Origin of the sequence: Pseudomonas sp. QD4, assembly GCF_049199125.1 — a bacterium.
In the GTDB taxonomy this organism is placed as follows: Bacteria; Pseudomonadota; Gammaproteobacteria; order Pseudomonadales; family Pseudomonadaceae; genus Aquipseudomonas.
Window position 1 is genome coordinate 1 of sequence record NZ_JBLZOM010000006.1, and the last position, 16,864, is coordinate 16,864.

General features: G+C 54.8%; 13 protein-coding genes, 4 tRNA genes and 1 rRNA gene. All 18 read left to right on the top strand.

From position 1 onward, the window contains the following. Window positions 1-94 (top strand): 5S ribosomal RNA (gene rrf / locus ACOZJV_RS27350); the annotation flags it as partial. 186 nt (window positions 95-280) lie between these two features. Next, the gene (gene birA / locus ACOZJV_RS27355; protein ID WP_201128255.1) at window positions 281-1,240 is read left to right on the top strand and encodes a bifunctional biotin--[acetyl-CoA-carboxylase] ligase/biotin operon repressor BirA; all 960 of its coding nucleotides are present in this window, start codon (window positions 281-283) and stop codon (window positions 1,238-1,240) included. After that, window positions 1,230-1,979 carry a pantothenate kinase gene (locus tag ACOZJV_RS27360; RefSeq protein WP_421548921.1) on the top strand — a complete coding sequence of 250 codons (750 nt, stop codon included), beginning with the start codon at window positions 1,230-1,232 and terminating at the stop codon, window positions 1,977-1,979. The genes birA and ACOZJV_RS27360 overlap by 11 nt, the downstream gene beginning before the upstream one ends. A gap of 7 nt (window positions 1,980-1,986) precedes the next feature. Then, window positions 1,987-2,433, top strand: a complete 447-nt coding sequence (locus ACOZJV_RS27365) for a hypothetical protein (protein WP_421548922.1) — start codon at window positions 1,987-1,989, stop codon at window positions 2,431-2,433. A 142-nt stretch (window positions 2,434-2,575) separates the two neighbouring features. Continuing rightward, window positions 2,576-2,660, top strand: a tRNA-Tyr gene (locus ACOZJV_RS27370). Between the two features lie 25 nt (window positions 2,661-2,685). Beyond that, window positions 2,686-2,759: transfer RNA gene (locus ACOZJV_RS27375), tRNA-Gly, on the top strand. A 26-nt stretch (window positions 2,760-2,785) separates the two neighbouring features. Then, window positions 2,786-2,861 (top strand) — tRNA-Thr (locus ACOZJV_RS27380). A gap of 85 nt (window positions 2,862-2,946) precedes the next feature. Beyond that, a complete protein-coding gene (tuf, locus tag ACOZJV_RS27385) occupies window positions 2,947-4,140 on the top strand; it encodes an elongation factor Tu (protein ID WP_010467251.1) in 1,194 nt (397 codons plus the stop codon). A 54-nt stretch (window positions 4,141-4,194) separates the two neighbouring features. Then, window positions 4,195-4,270 (top strand) — tRNA-Trp (locus ACOZJV_RS27390). 45 nt (window positions 4,271-4,315) lie between these two features. Further along, window positions 4,316-4,684, top strand: coding sequence for a preprotein translocase subunit SecE (gene secE / locus ACOZJV_RS27395; protein WP_009045851.1), 369 nt, complete (start codon window positions 4,316-4,318; stop codon window positions 4,682-4,684). A 9-nt stretch (window positions 4,685-4,693) separates the two neighbouring features. Next, on the top strand, window positions 4,694-5,227 hold the full coding sequence (nusG, locus tag ACOZJV_RS27400; protein ID WP_003317113.1) for a transcription termination/antitermination protein NusG: 534 nt from the start codon (window positions 4,694-4,696) through the stop codon (window positions 5,225-5,227). A gap of 118 nt (window positions 5,228-5,345) precedes the next feature. Continuing rightward, entirely contained in the window at window positions 5,346-5,777 is a 432-nt protein-coding gene (gene rplK / locus ACOZJV_RS27405) for a 50S ribosomal protein L11 (RefSeq protein ID WP_003210097.1), read from the top strand. Continuing rightward, on the top strand, window positions 5,777-6,472 hold the full coding sequence (gene rplA, locus ACOZJV_RS27410; protein WP_003176434.1) for a 50S ribosomal protein L1: 696 nt from the start codon (window positions 5,777-5,779) through the stop codon (window positions 6,470-6,472). Before rplK ends, rplA begins: the two co-directional genes overlap by 1 nt. A gap of 199 nt (window positions 6,473-6,671) precedes the next feature. Continuing rightward, complete coding sequence (rplJ, locus tag ACOZJV_RS27415) at window positions 6,672-7,172, top strand: 50S ribosomal protein L10 (protein ID WP_020297845.1); 501 nt, start codon at window positions 6,672-6,674, stop codon at window positions 7,170-7,172. Between the two features lie 79 nt (window positions 7,173-7,251). Next, on the top strand, window positions 7,252-7,617 hold the full coding sequence (gene rplL / locus ACOZJV_RS27420) for a 50S ribosomal protein L7/L12 (protein WP_020297846.1): 366 nt from the start codon (window positions 7,252-7,254) through the stop codon (window positions 7,615-7,617). Between the two features lie 220 nt (window positions 7,618-7,837). Next, entirely contained in the window at window positions 7,838-11,911 is a 4,074-nt protein-coding gene (gene rpoB / locus ACOZJV_RS27425; RefSeq protein ID WP_020297847.1) for a DNA-directed RNA polymerase subunit beta, read from the top strand. 64 nt (window positions 11,912-11,975) lie between these two features. Next, window positions 11,976-16,175 carry a DNA-directed RNA polymerase subunit beta' gene (gene rpoC, locus ACOZJV_RS27430; RefSeq protein ID WP_020297848.1) on the top strand — a complete coding sequence of 1,400 codons (4,200 nt, stop codon included), beginning with the start codon at window positions 11,976-11,978 and terminating at the stop codon, window positions 16,173-16,175. A 202-nt stretch (window positions 16,176-16,377) separates the two neighbouring features. Continuing rightward, entirely contained in the window at window positions 16,378-16,749 is a 372-nt protein-coding gene (gene rpsL / locus ACOZJV_RS27435; RefSeq protein ID WP_002555494.1) for a 30S ribosomal protein S12, read from the top strand. The last annotated feature ends 115 nt before the right edge of the window (window positions 16,750-16,864 follow it).

Genomic DNA, 16,864 nt, shown 5'->3' on the forward strand with positions numbered 1-16,864 from the left:
AACCACCTGATCCCATCCCGAACTCAGCAGTGAAACGATGCATCGCCGATGGTAGTGTGGGGTTTCCCCATGTGAGAGTAGGTCATCGTCAAGATTAAATTCCAGAACCCCTGATTGCTAACGCAATTAGGGGTTTTGTTTTTGCGCGCAGGAAAGCCAAGGCTTCATAAGTGGGGCTTGTCTTCAGTTACTTGCTTCAGCGACTTTGTGTGCCGCTGTTTTCTATGCAACTCCCGTGTGCATAGCTATGATGCCTGCCTCTTTGTGAGGCGAGACTTGCATGTTGATGTTGTTAGAGCTTCTTAAGGATGGGCGATTTCACTCGGGGCAGGCCCTGGGCGATGCGCTGGGTATCAGTCGTAGTGCCGTATGGAAGCAGCTGCAGCAGATGGAAGCCGAGCTGGGCCTCTCTATCCATAAGGTCAGGGGGCGCGGCTATCAGTTGGCGGCGCCTATAACGCCCCTCAGTTCCGCTGAGATTGGCCGGCAGGCAGCTGTTTGCCCCTGGAGTGTGCTGGTCTACGACTCGATAGACTCGACTAATGCGCAAGCTCTACGCTTGATTGAGCGTGGGCAGCCTTCGCCGTTCCTGGTGCTGGCCGAACGCCAGACCGCCGGGCGTGGGCGGAGAGGGCGCAAGTGGGTCAGCCCCTTTGCCGAGAACCTCTATTACAGCCTTGTCCTGCGTATTGAAGGTGGGATGCGTCAGCTGGAAGGGCTCAGTTTGGTCGTTGGCCTGGCGGTGATGCAGGCCTTGCGTGAGCTAGGAGTCAGCTCCGCTGGCTTGAAGTGGCCAAACGACGTCTTGGTCGGGCAGAAAAAAATAGCTGGAATTCTATTGGAGCTGGTCGGAGATCCCGCGGATGTCTGTCATGTGGTCCTGGGGGTTGGAATAAATGCGAACATGCGCAGTGCTGACGAGGTTGATCAGGAATGGACCTCGGTGAGGCTTGAGACCGGCAAGACCGTTGACCGTAATGAACTGGCGGCCCGACTGAGTCTCGTGCTCAAGTCCTACCTGGATCGGCATCAGCTGTCTGGATTTTCGGCTATCCAGGAAGAGTGGGAACAAAACCACTTATGGCAGGGAAGACCTGTCTCGCTCATTGCGGGTGTCAACAAGATCGACGGGGTTGTTGTAGGTATTGATCGCCAAGGTGCTTTGCGCTTGATGGTGGATGGTGTCGAGAGGGTTTACAGCGGTGGTGAGCTCAGCCTGAGGTTACGCGATGATTCTTGAGCTCGACTGTGGAAATAGCTTCATCAAATGGCGTGTGCTGCATGCAGATGCGATCTTGGTTTTTGCCGAAGGCGTGGTCGATTCTGATCATGTGCTTTCAGAGAGTCTGCATGGGCTGTCCGGTCTTGCGCTGACGCATTGCCGATTGGTTAGTGTGCGTAGTGCAGAAGAAACCGCCAAGCTGGTCGCGCTATTGGTCGACGCATTTTCTGTATCGGTATCCTGTGCCAGTTCGGCTCGGGAGATGGCCGGCGTGCGCAATGGGTATGAGGATTTCGAAAAGCTCGGTCTGGATCGTTGGCTGGCCATGTTGGGCGGTTTTCGCCTGGCTAAAGGGGCTTGTCTGGTGCTCGATTTCGGAACGGCTGTAACGGCGGATTTTATTGCCGCTGACGGTGAGCACCTGGGGGGCTTTATTTGTCCGGGGATGCCCTTGATGCGCAATCAGTTGCGAACTCATACCCGGCGAATTCGTTACGATGACCTGTCCGCTGAGCGTGCGCTGGTCAATCTGCTTCCGGGGTGCACCACAGTCGAGGCTGTAGAGCGAGGCTGCTTGTTGATGCTGAGGGGGTTTGTGCTGACCCAGTTAGAGCTGGCGCGCAGTTATTGGGGGGATGACTTCGTCGTCTTTCTCACCGGGGGTGACGCCGACCTGGTCTCGGGGATGGTGCCGCAAGGTCGGCTTGTGCCGGATCTTGTTTTTGTCGGGTTGGCCATGGCCTGCCCATTAACCTGAGGTTTCTATGCGTTGGTTGTTCCTGCTGCTCTTGGTTCTCAATGTGTTTTATTACGTCTGGCATCAGCAGGAAGTACCGTTACGCGCAAAAGAAGTGACATCGCTCAGTTTGTATAAGGGCTCGCAGCAGGATATCCGCTTGCTGAGCGAGTCGGCCGACGTTGTTGCCCGACGCGAGAAGAGCAAGGTTGGAGAGGTGGAGGCTGGTTGTCTCTATGTCGGTGGCTTTGCTCGTCGAGACCAGGCTCAGCAGCTTGAGCGGAGCTTGATTGGCTTAAATGTTGAGGCTCAATTGCAATTTGTGAATCTGCCGAACGCTAACGGTTATTGGCTGCGTGTTGTGCCCGAAAGCAGGCATTTGCTGGACGAATTGCAGTTGACGAACCTTGCCAAGGAATTCAATGAGTTAAAACATAAAATAATGCCGTGCGAAGGCATTGCAACTGTCGAATAGTTTGCATAGAATGGCGCCCGCTTCGCAGTGAAGACCTCTTGGGGTTGGAATCGCGAAGCGAGGTCAACGCAGCTAACCTCAGGTTTTTAATGAGAAAATGCTTGACAGAAGGGCAGCTTAGTATAAAATGCTGCCTCGCTTAGGAGGGGTTCCCGAGCGGCCAAAGGGATCAGACTGTAAATCTGACGTCTACGACTTCGAAGGTTCGAATCCTTCCCCCTCCACCATTTTTAGCGTGAGCTGCAAGCTTACGCGGGTATAGTTTAGTGGTAGAACCTCAGCCTTCCAAGCTGATGATGCGGGTTCGATTCCCGCTACCCGCTCCAAGTTTTCAGGTTGTGCAAAGTGTTTTGCTCTTGTAGCTCAGTTGGTAGAGCACACCCTTGGTAAGGGTGAGGTCAGCGGTTCAAATCCGCTCAAGAGCTCCATAATAACAAGGCAGATATGAAAATATCTGCCTTTGTTTTAATGGCTGGTGTGACTTGTTTAATTCTTCTCCTGAGGGTGATTTCGATGGCTAAGGAAAAGTTCGAACGTAATAAGCCGCACGTCAACGTAGGTACTATCGGTCACGTAGACCATGGTAAGACTACCCTGACTGCTGCTCTGACTCGCGTCTGCTCCGAGGTTTTCGGTTCGGCAAAGGTTGACTTCGACAAAATCGATAGCGCCCCAGAAGAAAAAGCTCGTGGCATCACCATTAATACTGCTCACGTTGAGTATGATTCGGCTGTGCGCCATTACGCGCATGTTGATTGCCCGGGTCACGCTGACTACGTAAAAAACATGATCACCGGTGCTGCGCAGATGGATGGAGCTATCCTGGTCTGCTCGGCTGCTGATGGTCCGATGCCGCAAACTCGTGAGCACATCTTGTTGTCTCGCCAGGTTGGCGTTCCGTACATCGTTGTCTTCCTGAATAAGGCTGACATGGTCGATGATGCTGAGCTGCTCGAGCTGGTTGAGATGGAAGTGCGCGACTTGCTGAGCACTTATGATTTCCCGGGTGATGATACTCCTATCATCATTGGTTCGGCTCTCATGGCTTTGAATGGCCAGGACGACAACGAGATGGGCACCACTGCCGTCAAGAAGTTGGTCGAGACGCTGGATACTTACATTCCGCAGCCTGAGCGCGCTATTGATAAGCCGTTCCTGATGCCGATCGAGGACGTCTTCTCGATCTCTGGTCGCGGTACTGTTGTAACTGGTCGTGTTGAGCGTGGCATTGTTCGCATCCAGGAAGAGGTTGAGATTGTTGGTCTTCGTGACACGGTCAAAACAACCTGCACTGGTGTTGAAATGTTCCGCAAGCTGCTCGATGAGGGTCGTGCTGGTGAGAATTGCGGCGTTCTGCTGCGTGGTACCAAGCGTGATGATGTTGAGCGTGGTCAGGTCCTAGTTAAGCCGGGTACTGTCAAGCCGCACACTAAGTTCACTGCAGAGGTTTATGTATTGAGCAAGGAGGAGGGTGGTCGTCACACTCCGTTCTTCAAGGGCTACCGTCCACAGTTCTATTTCCGGACCACTGATGTGACCGGTAATTGCGAACTGCCGGAAGGTGTTGAGATGGTGATGCCGGGTGACAACATTCAGATGACTGTTACTTTGATCAAAACCATCGCAATGGAAGATGGTTTGCGTTTCGCCATTCGTGAGGGCGGTCGTACCGTCGGCGCGGGTGTTGTGGCTAAAGTCATCGAGTAAGTTGTTGATATATCTTCATCGGGCCGGCATAATGGTCGGCCTGATTTTGTTTTTAGGTCAGTAGCTCAATTGGCAGAGCGACGGTCTCCAAAACCGTAGGTTGGGGGTTCGATTCCCTCCTGACCTGCCAGATTCACTCAGTGTGTCTGGCTTTCTTTTCACAGGATCTTCATAGATGACTCCTAAGGCTGAAGCTCAAGGCTCTCGCTTCGATCTGCTCAAGTGGCTTGTAGTAGTCGCTCTTGTGGTCGTTGGCGTTGTTGGCAATCAGTACTACTCTGCTTCGCCGATCCTGTACCGTGTACTCGCTTTGCTTGCTATTGCTGCTGTAGCTGCCTTTGTAGGCCTGCAGACTGCCAAGGGCAAGTCTTTCTTTGTACTGGTTAAGGAAGCTCGCACCGAGATTCGTAAAGTCGTGTGGCCAACCCGCCAAGAAACCACGCAGACCACATTGATTGTTGTGGCTGTTGTTCTGGTTATGGCGTTGCTGTTGTGGGGGCTTGATTCCCTGCTCGGTTGGCTTGTTTCCTTGATTGTTGGCTAAGGGTGTCCCGTGGCTAAGCGTTGGTACGTTGTGCATGCTTACTCGGGTTACGAGAAGCATGTAATGCGCTCGTTGGTAGAGCGCGTAAAGCTGGCTGGCATGGAAGATGGCTTCGGCGAAATTCTGGTTCCCACTGAAGAAGTGGTTGAAATGCGTAATGGCCAGAAGCGCAAAAGCGAGCGTAAATTCTTCCCAGGTTACGTGCTGGTACAGATGGACATGAACGAGGGTACTTGGCACTTGGTCAAGGATACTCCTCGCGTGATGGGCTTTATTGGCGGTACTGCCGACAAGCCTGCGCCTATCACCGACAAGGAAGCGGAAGCTATCCTGCGTCGCGTCGCTGATGGTAGCGACAAGCCCAAGCCTAAGACGCTGTTCGAGCCAGGTGAAGTTGTTCGCGTCACTGATGGTCCGTTCGCTGATTTTAATGGCACGGTCGAAGAGGTTAACTACGAAAAGAGTCGCATCCAAGTGGCTGTGCTCATTTTCGGTCGCTCTACCCCGGTAGAGCTAGAGTTCAGTCAGGTCGAAAAGGCATAACTGAACGAGAATCCCATACCCCGCAGCCCCAGGCTGTGGGGTTTTTTCGTCACTGGGATAAACGCGCAAGTAACCGGGGAGCCTTTTCAGGCGTCTGAACCCGTAATTGGAGTGCCTCATGGCCAAGAAGATTACCGCTTACATCAAGCTGCAAGTGAAGGCCGCTCAGGCCAACCCAAGCCCACCCGTCGGTCCAGCTCTGGGTCAGCACGGCGTGAACATCATGGAGTTCTGCAAGGCTTTCAACGCCCGTACTCAGGGTATTGAACCAGGTCTGCCGACTCCAGTGATCATCACTGTATACAGCGACCGTAGCTTCACCTTCGAAACCAAGTCGACCCCGGCTTCGGTTTTGTTGAAGAAAGCTGCTGGTCTGACTAGCGGTTCCGCTCGTCCTAACACCGTTAAGGTTGGCACCGTGACCCGTGCTCAGCTGGAAGAAATCGCGAAAACCAAAAACGCGGATCTGACTGCAGCTGATATGGATGCAGCCGTGCGTACCATCGCCGGTTCTGCTCGTAGCATGGGCCTTAACGTGGAGGGTGTGTAATGGCTAAGCTGACCAAGCGCCAAAAGGCTATCGCCGGCAAAATCGAAGCGGGCAAGTCCTACAACTTTGTAGACGCTGCTGCTCTGCTGACTGAGCTGTCGACTGTCAAGTTCAGCGAGTCCGTTGACGTTGCTGTAAACCTGGGTGTTGACCCGCGTAAATCCGACCAGGTCGTTCGTAGCGCTACTGTGCTGCCACACGGCACTGGCAAGACCGTTCGCGTTGCTGTGTTCACCCAAGGCCCAGCTGCTGAAGCAGCTCTGGCTGCCGGCGCAGATCGCGTTGGCATGGACGACCTGGCTGCCGAAATGAAAGGCGGCGACCTGAACTATGACGTCGTAATTGCTTCCCCGGATGCAATGCGCGTTGTAGGTCAGTTGGGTCAGATCCTCGGTCCACGCGGCCTGATGCCTAACCCTAAAGTCGGCACCGTAACTCCAGACGTAGCTACCGCGGTTAAAAACGCCAAGGCTGGTCAGGTTCGTTATCGCACCGACAAAAACGGCATCATCCACACTTCCGTTGGCAAGGTCGGTTTCGACGCCGTCAAGCTGAAGGAAAACGTTGAAGCACTGATCGCTGATCTGAAGCGTATCAAGCCAGCTTCTTCGAAAGGCATCTACGTCAAGCGCGTTACCCTGAGCACCACTATGGGCCCAGGTCTGGTCATCGACCAAGGCTCGCTGGACGTATAAGAACACAAGTTGGTGCAAGCGATTGCGCCAACTGAAAGATTGGGGTCCCTGCCTGGCGGGGGCTATCCAAGACCGTAGGCGACGCAAGTCTTAAACCTCAAGCCTACGCAGATGGTGCTCCCGGTTCCTTACCGAATCAGACACCAAAACGACATCCGGCCTCGGTTGGATGAAACGGTAACAAGCAGGAGTTAAACCCGTGGCAATTAAACTCGAAGACAAGAAGGCCATCGTCGCTGAAGTCAACGAGGCTGCCAAAGCTGCTCTGTCCGCTGTCGTGGCTGATGCCCGTGGTGTGACAGTAGGCGCTATGACCGGACTCCGTAAAGAGGCCCGTGAAGCTGGCGTTTACGTACGCGTTGTACGTAACACCCTGCTCAAGCGCGCTGTTGCTGGCACTCAATATGACGTGCTCAACGACGTGTTCACTGGCCCGACCTTGATCGCATTCTCCAAAGAACATCCGGGCGCTGCTGCTCGTATCTTCAAAGAGTTTGCCAAAGGTCAGGACAAGTTCGAGATCAAGGCAGCTGCGTTCGAGGGCAAGTTCCTCGCAGCTAATCAGATCGACGTACTGGCAAGCCTGCCGACCCGTGACGAAGCAATTTCTCAGCTGATGAGCGTGATTCAAGGCGCAACCAGCAAATTGGCTCGTACTCTGGCGGCTCTTCGCGACCAGAAAGAAGCTGCCGCAGCCTAAGGCTGAGCATCTCCTTTTGCGTTTATTGTTTATTTCGATGGCCGCTTAGGCCGTCACCCCAATACAGGAATTTATAGTCATGTCTCTGACTAACGACCAAATCATCGAAGCAATCGGCGAAAAATCCGTTCTGGAAATCGTTGAGCTGATCAAGGCCATGGAAGAGAAGTTCGGCGTTTCCGCTGCCGCTGCTTCCGCTGGTCCAGCTGCTGTTGCTGCCGTTGTTGAAGAACAAACTGAATTCAACGTCATGCTGCTCGAAGCTGGCGAGAAGAAAGTTAACGTGATCAAGGCTGTACGTGAACTGACCGGTCTGGGCCTGAAAGAAGCCAAGGCTGTAGTTGACGGCGCTCCTGCCCTGGTTCTGGAAGCTGTAGCTAAAGAAGCAGCTGACAAAGCCAAAGCAACTCTGGAAGAAGCAGGCGCTAAAGTCGAGCTGAAGTAAGCATCGACTTTGCGTTTCCAGCCCGAGCGTTAAGCGACAGGCTGATGGCTGGTGGCTCTTGCCACCGGCCTTTTTCCGTTATTGGCAGCCGACTGGGTCGGTGTCTCTAACGAGCTGTAACCACCCTGTGCGGTGGCGCAAACCATGGGGTTTGCACGATTTTCTGGCTGCTCCCGTCGGGAGGGGCCAAACAAGCAGGTGACCAAGCTGGGGAACGCTGATGGCTTACTCATATACTGAGAAAAAACGTATCCGCAAGGACTTTAGCAAGTTGCCGGACGTCATGGATGTGCCGTACCTCCTGGCCATCCAGCTGGATTCGTATCGTGAATTCTTGCAAGCGGGAGCGACTAAAGATCAGTTCCGCGACGTGGGCCTGCATGCGGCCTTCAAATCCGTTTTCCCGATCATCAGCTACTCCGGCAATGCTGCGTTGGAGTATGTCGGTTATCGTCTGGGCGAACCGGCGTTTGATGTCAAAGAATGCGTGTTGCGCGGTGTAACTTACGCCGTACCTTTGCGGGTAAAAGTGCGCCTGATCATTTTCGACAAAGAATCGTCGAACAAAGCGATCAAGGACATCAAAGAGCAAGAAGTCTACATGGGTGAAATCCCCCTGATGACTGAGAACGGTACCTTCGTAATTAACGGTACCGAGCGTGTAATCGTTTCCCAGCTGCACCGTTCCCCTGGCGTTTTCTTCGACCACGACCGTGGCAAGACGCACAGCTCCGGTAAGCTGCTGTACTCGGCGCGGATCATTCCTTACCGTGGTTCGTGGTTGGACTTCGAGTTCGACCCGAAAGATTGCGTATTCGTACGTATCGACCGTCGTCGCAAGCTACCTGCATCGGTACTGCTGCGCGCGCTGGGCTACACCACAGAAGAAGTGCTGGACGCTTTCTATACCACCAACGTATTCCATGTGAAGGGTGAAAACCTTAGCCTGGAGCTGGTGCCTCAGCGCCTGCGTGGTGAAATTGCCGTTCTCGATATTCTGGATGACAAGGGCAAGGTTATTGTCGAGCAAGGTCGTCGTATCACCGCTCGTCACATCAACCAGCTGGAAAAAGCCGGGATCAAAGAGCTGGAAGTGCCTCTGGACTACGTCCTGGGTCGCACTACCGCCAAGGTCATCGTGCATCCGGCCACCGGCGAAATCCTGGCAGAGTGCAATACCGAGCTGAATACCGAGATCCTGGCAAAAATCGCCAAGTCTCAGGTCGTTCGTATCGAAACTCTGTACACCAACGATATCGACTGCGGTCCGTTCGTCTCCGACACGTTGAAGATCGACTCCACCAGCAACCAACTGGAAGCGCTGGTCGAGATCTATCGCATGATGCGTCCTGGCGAGCCGCCAACCAAAGACGCTGCCGAAACCCTGTTCAACAACCTGTTCTTCAGCCCTGAGCGTTATGACCTGTCTGCGGTCGGCCGGATGAAGTTCAACCGTCGTATCGGTCGTACCGAGATCGAAGGTTCGGGCGTGCTGTGCAAGGAAGACATCGTTGCGGTCCTGAAGACTCTGGTCGACATCCGTAACGGCAAGGGCATCGTCGATGACATCGATCACCTGGGTAACCGTCGTGTTCGCTGCGTAGGCGAAATGGCCGAGAACCAGTTCCGCGTTGGCCTGGTACGTGTTGAGCGTGCGGTCAAAGAGCGTCTGTCGATGGCTGAAAGCGAAGGCCTGATGCCGCAAGACTTGATCAACGCCAAGCCAGTGGCTGCGGCGGTGAAAGAGTTCTTCGGTTCCAGCCAGCTTTCCCAGTTCATGGACCAGAACAACCCGCTGTCCGAGATCACCCACAAGCGCCGTGTTTCTGCACTGGGCCCGGGCGGTCTGACGCGTGAGCGTGCTGGCTTTGAAGTTCGTGACGTACACCCGACTCACTACGGTCGTGTATGCCCGATCGAAACGCCGGAAGGTCCGAACATCGGTCTGATCAACTCCTTGGCGGCCTATGCGCGCACCAACCAGTACGGCTTCCTCGAGAGCCCGTACCGTGTGGTGAAAGACGCTCTGGTTACCGACGAGATCGTGTTCCTGTCCGCCATCGAAGAAGCTGATCACGTGATCGCTCAGGCTTCGGCCACGATGAACGACAAGAAGATGCTGATCGACGAGCTGGTAGCTGTTCGTCACTTGAACGAGTTCACCGTCAAGGCGCCGGAAGACGTCACCTTGATGGACGTATCGCCGAAGCAGGTAGTTTCGGTTGCAGCGTCGCTGATCCCGTTCCTCGAGCACGATGATGCCAACCGTGCGTTGATGGGTTCCAACATGCAGCGTCAAGCTGTACCCACCCTGCGTGCTGACAAGCCGCTGGTCGGTACCGGCATGGAGCGTAACGTAGCTCGTGACTCCGGCGTTTGCGTCGTGGCTCGTCGTGGCGGTGTTATCGATTCCGTTGATGCAAGCCGTATCGTGGTTCGTGTTGCTGATGACGAAGTTGAAACCGGTGAAGCCGGTGTCGACATCTACAACCTGACCAAATACACCCGCTCCAACCAGAACACCTGCATCAACCAGCGTCCGCTGGTGCGTAAAGGTGATCGTGTTCAGCGTAGCGACATCATGGCTGACGGCCCGTCCACCGATATGGGTGAGCTGGCCTTGGGTCAGAACATGCGCATCGCGTTCATGGCCTGGAACGGTTACAACTTCGAAGACTCCATCTGCTTGTCGGAACGAGTTGTTCAGGAAGACCGCTTTACCACGATCCACATTCAGGAACTGACCTGTGTGGCACGTGACACCAAGCTTGGGCCAGAGGAAATCACTGCAGACATCCCTAACGTGGGTGAAGCTGCACTGAACAAGCTGGACGAAGCCGGTATCGTTTACGTAGGTGCTGAAGTTGGCGCGGGCGACATCCTGGTGGGCAAGGTCACTCCGAAAGGCGAGACCCAGCTGACTCCGGAAGAGAAACTGCTGCGTGCAATCTTCGGTGAAAAAGCCAGCGACGTTAAAGACACCTCCCTGCGCGTACCTACCGGTACCAAAGGTACTGTCATCGACGTACAGGTCTTCACTCGTGACGGCGTTGAGCGTGATGCTCGTGCACTGTCGATCGAGAAGAGCCAGCTCGACGAGATCCGCAAGGATCTGAACGAAGAGTTCCGCATCGTTGAAGGCGCTACTTTCGAACGTCTGCGTTCCGCTCTGGTCGGCCATAAAGCCGAAGGCGGCGCCGGTCTGAAGAAAGGTCAGGACATCACCGACGAAGTACTCGACGGTCTTGAGCATGGTCAGTGGTTCAAACTGCGCATGGTTGAAGACGCTCTTAACGAGCAGCTCGAGAAGGCTCAGGCCTATATCGTTGATCGTCGCCGTCTGCTGGACGACAAGTTCGAAGACAAGAAGCGCAAACTGCAGCAGGGCGATGACCTGGCTCCAGGCGTGCTGAAAATCGTCAAGGTTTACCTGGCAATCCGTCGTCGCATCCAACCGGGCGACAAGATGGCCGGTCGTCACGGTAACAAAGGTGTGGTCTCCGTGATCATGCCAGTTGAAGACATGCCGCACGATGCCAATGGCACCCCGGTCGACGTCGTTCTCAACCCGTTGGGCGTACCTTCGCGTATGAACGTTGGTCAGATTCTCGAAACCCACCTGGGCCTCGCGGCTAAAGGCTTGGGCGAGAAGATCAATCGCATGATCGAAGAGCAGCGTAAAGTTGCTGAACTGCGCAAGTTCCTGGACGAGATCTACAACCAGATCGGCGGTCGTAACGAAGATCTGGATAGCTTCTCCGATCAGGAAATCCTGGATCTGGCGAAAAACCTGCGCGGCGGCGTGCCGATGGCCACTCCGGTGTTCGACGGTGCCAAGGAAATCGAAATCAAGGCCATGCTGAAACTGGCTGACCTGCCAGAAAGCGGCCAGATGCAGTTGACCGACGGCCGTACCGGCAACAAGTTCGAGCGCCCGGTTACTGTTGGCTACATGTACATGCTGAAGCTGAACCACTTGGTAGACGACAAGATGCACGCTCGTTCTACCGGTTCGTACAGCCTGGTTACCCAGCAGCCGCTGGGTGGTAAGGCGCAGTTCGGTGGTCAGCGTTTCGGGGAGATGGAGGTCTGGGCACTGGAAGCATACGGTGCTGCATACACTCTGCAAGAAATGCTCACAGTGAAGTCGGACGATGTGAACGGTCGGACCAAGATGTACAAAAACATCGTGGACGGCGATCACCGTATGGAGCCGGGCATGCCCGAGTCCTTCAACGTGTTGATCAAAGAAATTCGTTCCCTCGGCATCGATATCGATCTGGAAACCGAATAACACGTGACGCGAATCGAGAGCGGGGCTGGATTGCCCGCTCTCTGCTCCGCCAGGAGGAAAGGCCTTGAAAGACCTACTGAATTTGCTGAAAAACCAGGGTCAAGTCGAAGAGTTCGACGCCATCCGTATCGGATTGGCATCGCCTGAGATGATCCGTTCGTGGTCGTTCGGTGAAGTTAAAAAGCCGGAAACCATCAACTACCGTACGTTCAAACCCGAGCGTGACGGCCTGTTCTGCGCCAAGATCTTTGGCCCGGTTAAGGATTACGAGTGCCTGTGCGGTAAGTACAAGCGCCTGAAACACCGCGGTGTGATCTGCGAGAAGTGCGGCGTTGAAGTTGCACTGGCCAAGGTTCGTCGTGAGCGCATGGCGCACATCGAACTGGCTTCTCCAGTTGCCCATATCTGGTTCCTGAAATCGCTGCCGTCCCGTATCGGCTTGCTGATGGACATGACCCTGCGTGATATCGAACGCGTTCTCTACTTCGAGAGCTATGTCGTTATCGATCCAGGTATGACCACCCTTGAAAAGGGTCAGCTGCTGAACGACGAGCAGTACTTCGAAGCGCTGGAAGAGTTCGGTGACGATTTCGATGCCCGCATGGGTGCCGAAGCTGTTCGTGAGCTGTTGCACGCTATCGATCTGGAGCACGAGATTGGTCGTCTGCGTGAAGAGATTCCGCAAACCAACTCCGAAACCAAAATCAAGAAGCTGTCCAAGCGTCTGAAGTTGATGGAAGCCTTCCAGGGTTCCGGCAACCTGCCAGAGTGGATGGTGCTGACCGTTCTGCCGGTTCTGCCGCCAGATCTGCGTCCACTGGTCCCGCTGGATGGCGGTCGCTTCGCGACTTCCGACCTCAACGATCTGTATCGTCGAGTGATCAACCGTAACAACCGTTTGAAGCGCCTGCTTGATCTGTCCGCTCCGGACATCATCGTGCGCAACGAAAAACGTATGTTGCAGGAAGCCGTCGACGCGTTGCTCGACAACGGTCGTCGTGGCCGCGCTATCACGGGTTCCAACAAGCGTCCTCTGAAATCCTTGGCTGACATGATCAAGGGTAAGCAAGGTCGTTTCCGTCAGAACTTGCTCGGTAAGCGTGTTGACTACTCGGGTCGTTCGGTAATTACCGTAGGTCCGACCCTGCGTCTGCACCAGTGCGGTCTGCCGAAGAAGATGGCTCTCGAGCTGTTCAAGCCGTTCATTTTCGGCAAGCTGGAAATGCGTGGTCTCGCTACCACCATCAAAGCTGCCAAGAAGATGGTCGAGCGTGAGCTGCCAGAGGTTTGGGACGTACTCGCTGAAGTAATCCGCGAACACCCAGTGCTTCTCAACCGTGCACCGACCCTTCACCGTCTGGGTATCCAGGCGTTTGAACCGGTACTGATCGAAGGTAAGGCTATCCAGCTGCACCCGTTGGTCTGTGCTGCGTACAACGCCGACTTCGACGGCGACCAAATGGCCGTGCACGTACCGCTGACGCTGGAAGCCCAGTTGGAAGCGCGTGCGTTGATGATGTCGACCAACAACATTCTGTCGCCAGCCAACGGTGAGCCAATCATCGTTCCGTCGCAGGACGTTGTATTGGGTCTGTATTACATGACCCGTGAAGCGATCAATGCCAAGGGCGAAGGTCGTATCTTCGCTGACCTGCAGGAAGTCGACCGCGTATTCCGCGCCGGCGAAGCTGCGCTGCACGCCAAGATCAAGGTTCGTATCAACGAAACCGTTAACGATCGTGATGGCGGCAGCGTGAGCGGCACCCGTATTGTCGACACCACTGTCGGCCGTGCGCTGCTGTTCCAGGTTGTGCCTAAAGGTCTGTCCTTCGACGTCGTCAACCTGCCGATGAAGAAAAAGGCGATCTCCAAGCTGATCAACCAGTGCTACCGCGTGGTTGGTCTGAAAGAGACCGTGATCTTCGCTGACCAGTTGATGTACACCGGTTTTGCTTATTCAACCATTTCCGGCGTTTCCATCGGTGTTAACGACTTCGTTATCCCGGATGAAAAAGCCCGCATCATCGGTGCTGCTACCGACGAAGTGAAAGAGATCGAAAGCCAGTACGCCTCCGGCCTGGTAACCCAGGGCGAGAAGTACAACAAAGTGATCGACCTTTGGTCGAAAGCGAACGACGAAGTTTCCAAGGCGATGATGGCCAACCTCTCGAAAGAGAAAGTCATCGACCGCAATGGTGTCGAAGTCGAGCAAGAATCGTTCAACTCGATGTACATGATGGCCGACTCGGGCGCACGGGGTTCTGCTGCGCAGATCCGTCAGCTCGCCGGTATGCGTGGCCTGATGGCCAAGCCGGACGGCTCCATCATTGAAACGCCGATTACTGCGAACTTCCGTGAAGGTTTGAGCGTACTTCAGTACTTCATCTCGACTCACGGTGCTCGTAAAGGTTTGGCGGATACCGCGTTGAAAACTGCGAACTCCGGTTACCTGACTCGTCGTCTGGTAGACGTGGCGCAGGATCTGGTTGTAACCGAGATCGATTGCGGCACCGAGCACGGCCTGTTGATGACTCCGCACATTGAAGGCGGTGACGTTGTAGAGCCGCTGGGTGAGCGCGTATTGGGTCGTGTTATTGCCCGTGACGTATTCAAGCCGGGTACCGAGGAAGTTATCGTTCCTGCCGGCACCCTGGTAGATGAGAAGTGGGTCGAGTTCATCGAGCTGAACAGCATCGACGAAGTGATCGTGCGTTCGCCGATCAGCTGCGAAACCCGCTACGGCATTTGCGCCAAGTGCTACGGCCGTGACTTGGCTCGTGGTCACCAGGTGAACATCGGTGAAGCTGTCGGCGTTATCGCTGCTCAGTCGATCGGTGAGCCGGGTACCCAGCTGACAATGCGTACGTTCCACATCGGTGGTGCGGCAAGCCGGACCTCCGCAGCTGACAGCGTTCAGGTGAAGAATGGCGGTACCGTCCGTCTGCATAACCTGAAGCACGTTGAGCGAGTGGATGGTCACTTGGTTGCTGTGTCCCGTTCCGGTGAGCTGGCAATCGCTGATGACTTCGGTCGTGAGCGCGAGCGTTACAAGCTGCCGTACGGTGCTGTGATTTCGGTTAAAGAAGGTGACAAGGTCGACGCTGGCGCAATCGTGGCCAAGTGGGATCCGCACACTCACCCAATCGTTACCGAAATGAAAGGTACCGTGACCTACGTGGGCATGGAAGAAGGCATCACGATCAAGCGTCAGACTGACGAATTGACCGGTATGACCAACATTGAAGTACTCGACGCGAAAGATCGTCCAGCTGCCGGCAAGGACATTCGTCCTGCTGTGAAGATGGTCGATGACAACGGCAAGGATCTGTTGCTGCCAGGTACTGACGTTATCGCTCAGTACTTCCTGCCAGCCAACGCCCTGGTCGGTGTAGCGGATGGTGCGAAGATCGCGATCGGTGATGTTATCGCTCGTATCCCGCAAGAAACTTCGAAGACCCGTGACATCACCGGTGGTCTGCCGCGTGTTGCCGACTTGTTCGAAGCTCGTCGTCCGAAAGAAGCGTCGATTCTGGCTGAAGTCAGCGGCACCATCGCGTTCGGTAAAGAGACCAAAGGCAAGCGCCGTCTGGTTATCACCCCGAACGACGGTACCGATCCGTACGAAGAGCTGATTCCAAAGTGGCGTCACCTGAACGTCTTCGAAGGCGAGCAAGTGAACCGCGGCGAAGTTATTTCCGACGGTCCAAGCGATCCACACGACATCTTGCGTCTGCTGGGTGTGAGTGCACTGGCCAAGTACATCGTTAACGAGATCCAGGACGTTTACCGTCTGCAAGGCGTGAAGATCAACGATAAGCACATCGAGACCATTCTGCGTCAGATGCTGCGTAAGGTTGAGATCGCTGAATCTGGCGATTCCACCTTCATCAAGGGCGACCAGATGGAGTTGACTCACGTACTGGTAGAAAACGAGCGTCTGGCTGGCGACGATAAATTTGTTTCCAAATTTACTCGTGTGCTGCTGGGTATCACCAAGGCGTCGTTGTCCACCGAATCGTTCATCTCGGCGGCCTCTTTCCAAGAGACCACTCGCGTACTGACCGAAGCGGCGGTAACCGGCAAGCGCGATTACCTGCGCGGCCTGAAAGAGAACGTGGTTGTGGGTCGTCTGATCCCAGCCGGTACCGGCCTGGCGTATCACAGCGAGCGTAAGCGTCGTCGTGAAGCAGACAAGCCGCTGCGCGTAAGCGCAAGTGAAGTTGAAGCTGCACTGACCGAAGCGCTGAACTCCAGCGGCAACTGAGGTCTGCAGTAGGTTGAGATAGGGCCCTGGCCTTCATCGAGCAACCCGCCAAGGTGTTTTTACCCTGGCGAGTTGAGCGATGAGGTCGGGGCCTTGCCTTGACTGGGGACAAGATCCTCTTTAGACTCTTGTACCCCTAAATTTGGTGGAGCTTGTGCTCTGCCATTTTGTTTATGTCGAAAGACAACAGTGGAGCTAGTAGATGGCAACTATCAACCAGCTGGTACGTCAGCCGCGTAAGCGTATCGTCGAGAAATCCGACGTGCCTGCGCTGCAGAACTGCCCGCAACGTCGTGGCGTGTGCACTCGCGTGTATACCACTACGCCGAAAAAACCTAACTCGGCACTGCGTAAAGTATGCCGTGTGCGTCTGACCAACGGTTTCGAGGTTTCCTCGTACATCGGCGGTGAAGGCCACAACCTGCAAGAGCACAGCGTGGTACTGATCCGCGGCGGTCGTGTAAAAGACTTGCCAGGTGTTCGTTACCACACCGTTCGCGGCTCCCTGGATACCTCCGGCGTTAAAGGTCGTAACCAAGGTCGTTCGAAGTACGGTACCAAGAAGCCTAAGTAGTAGCGGCTTTTTGTAAAAACTGAATCATCTTATTTTCTGAGTCGATAAGAGTAAGGTCGGAGGCGTCCCGAAAGGGCAATGATTCCGAGCGAACCTGAAGACCGTTTGAGGGCTT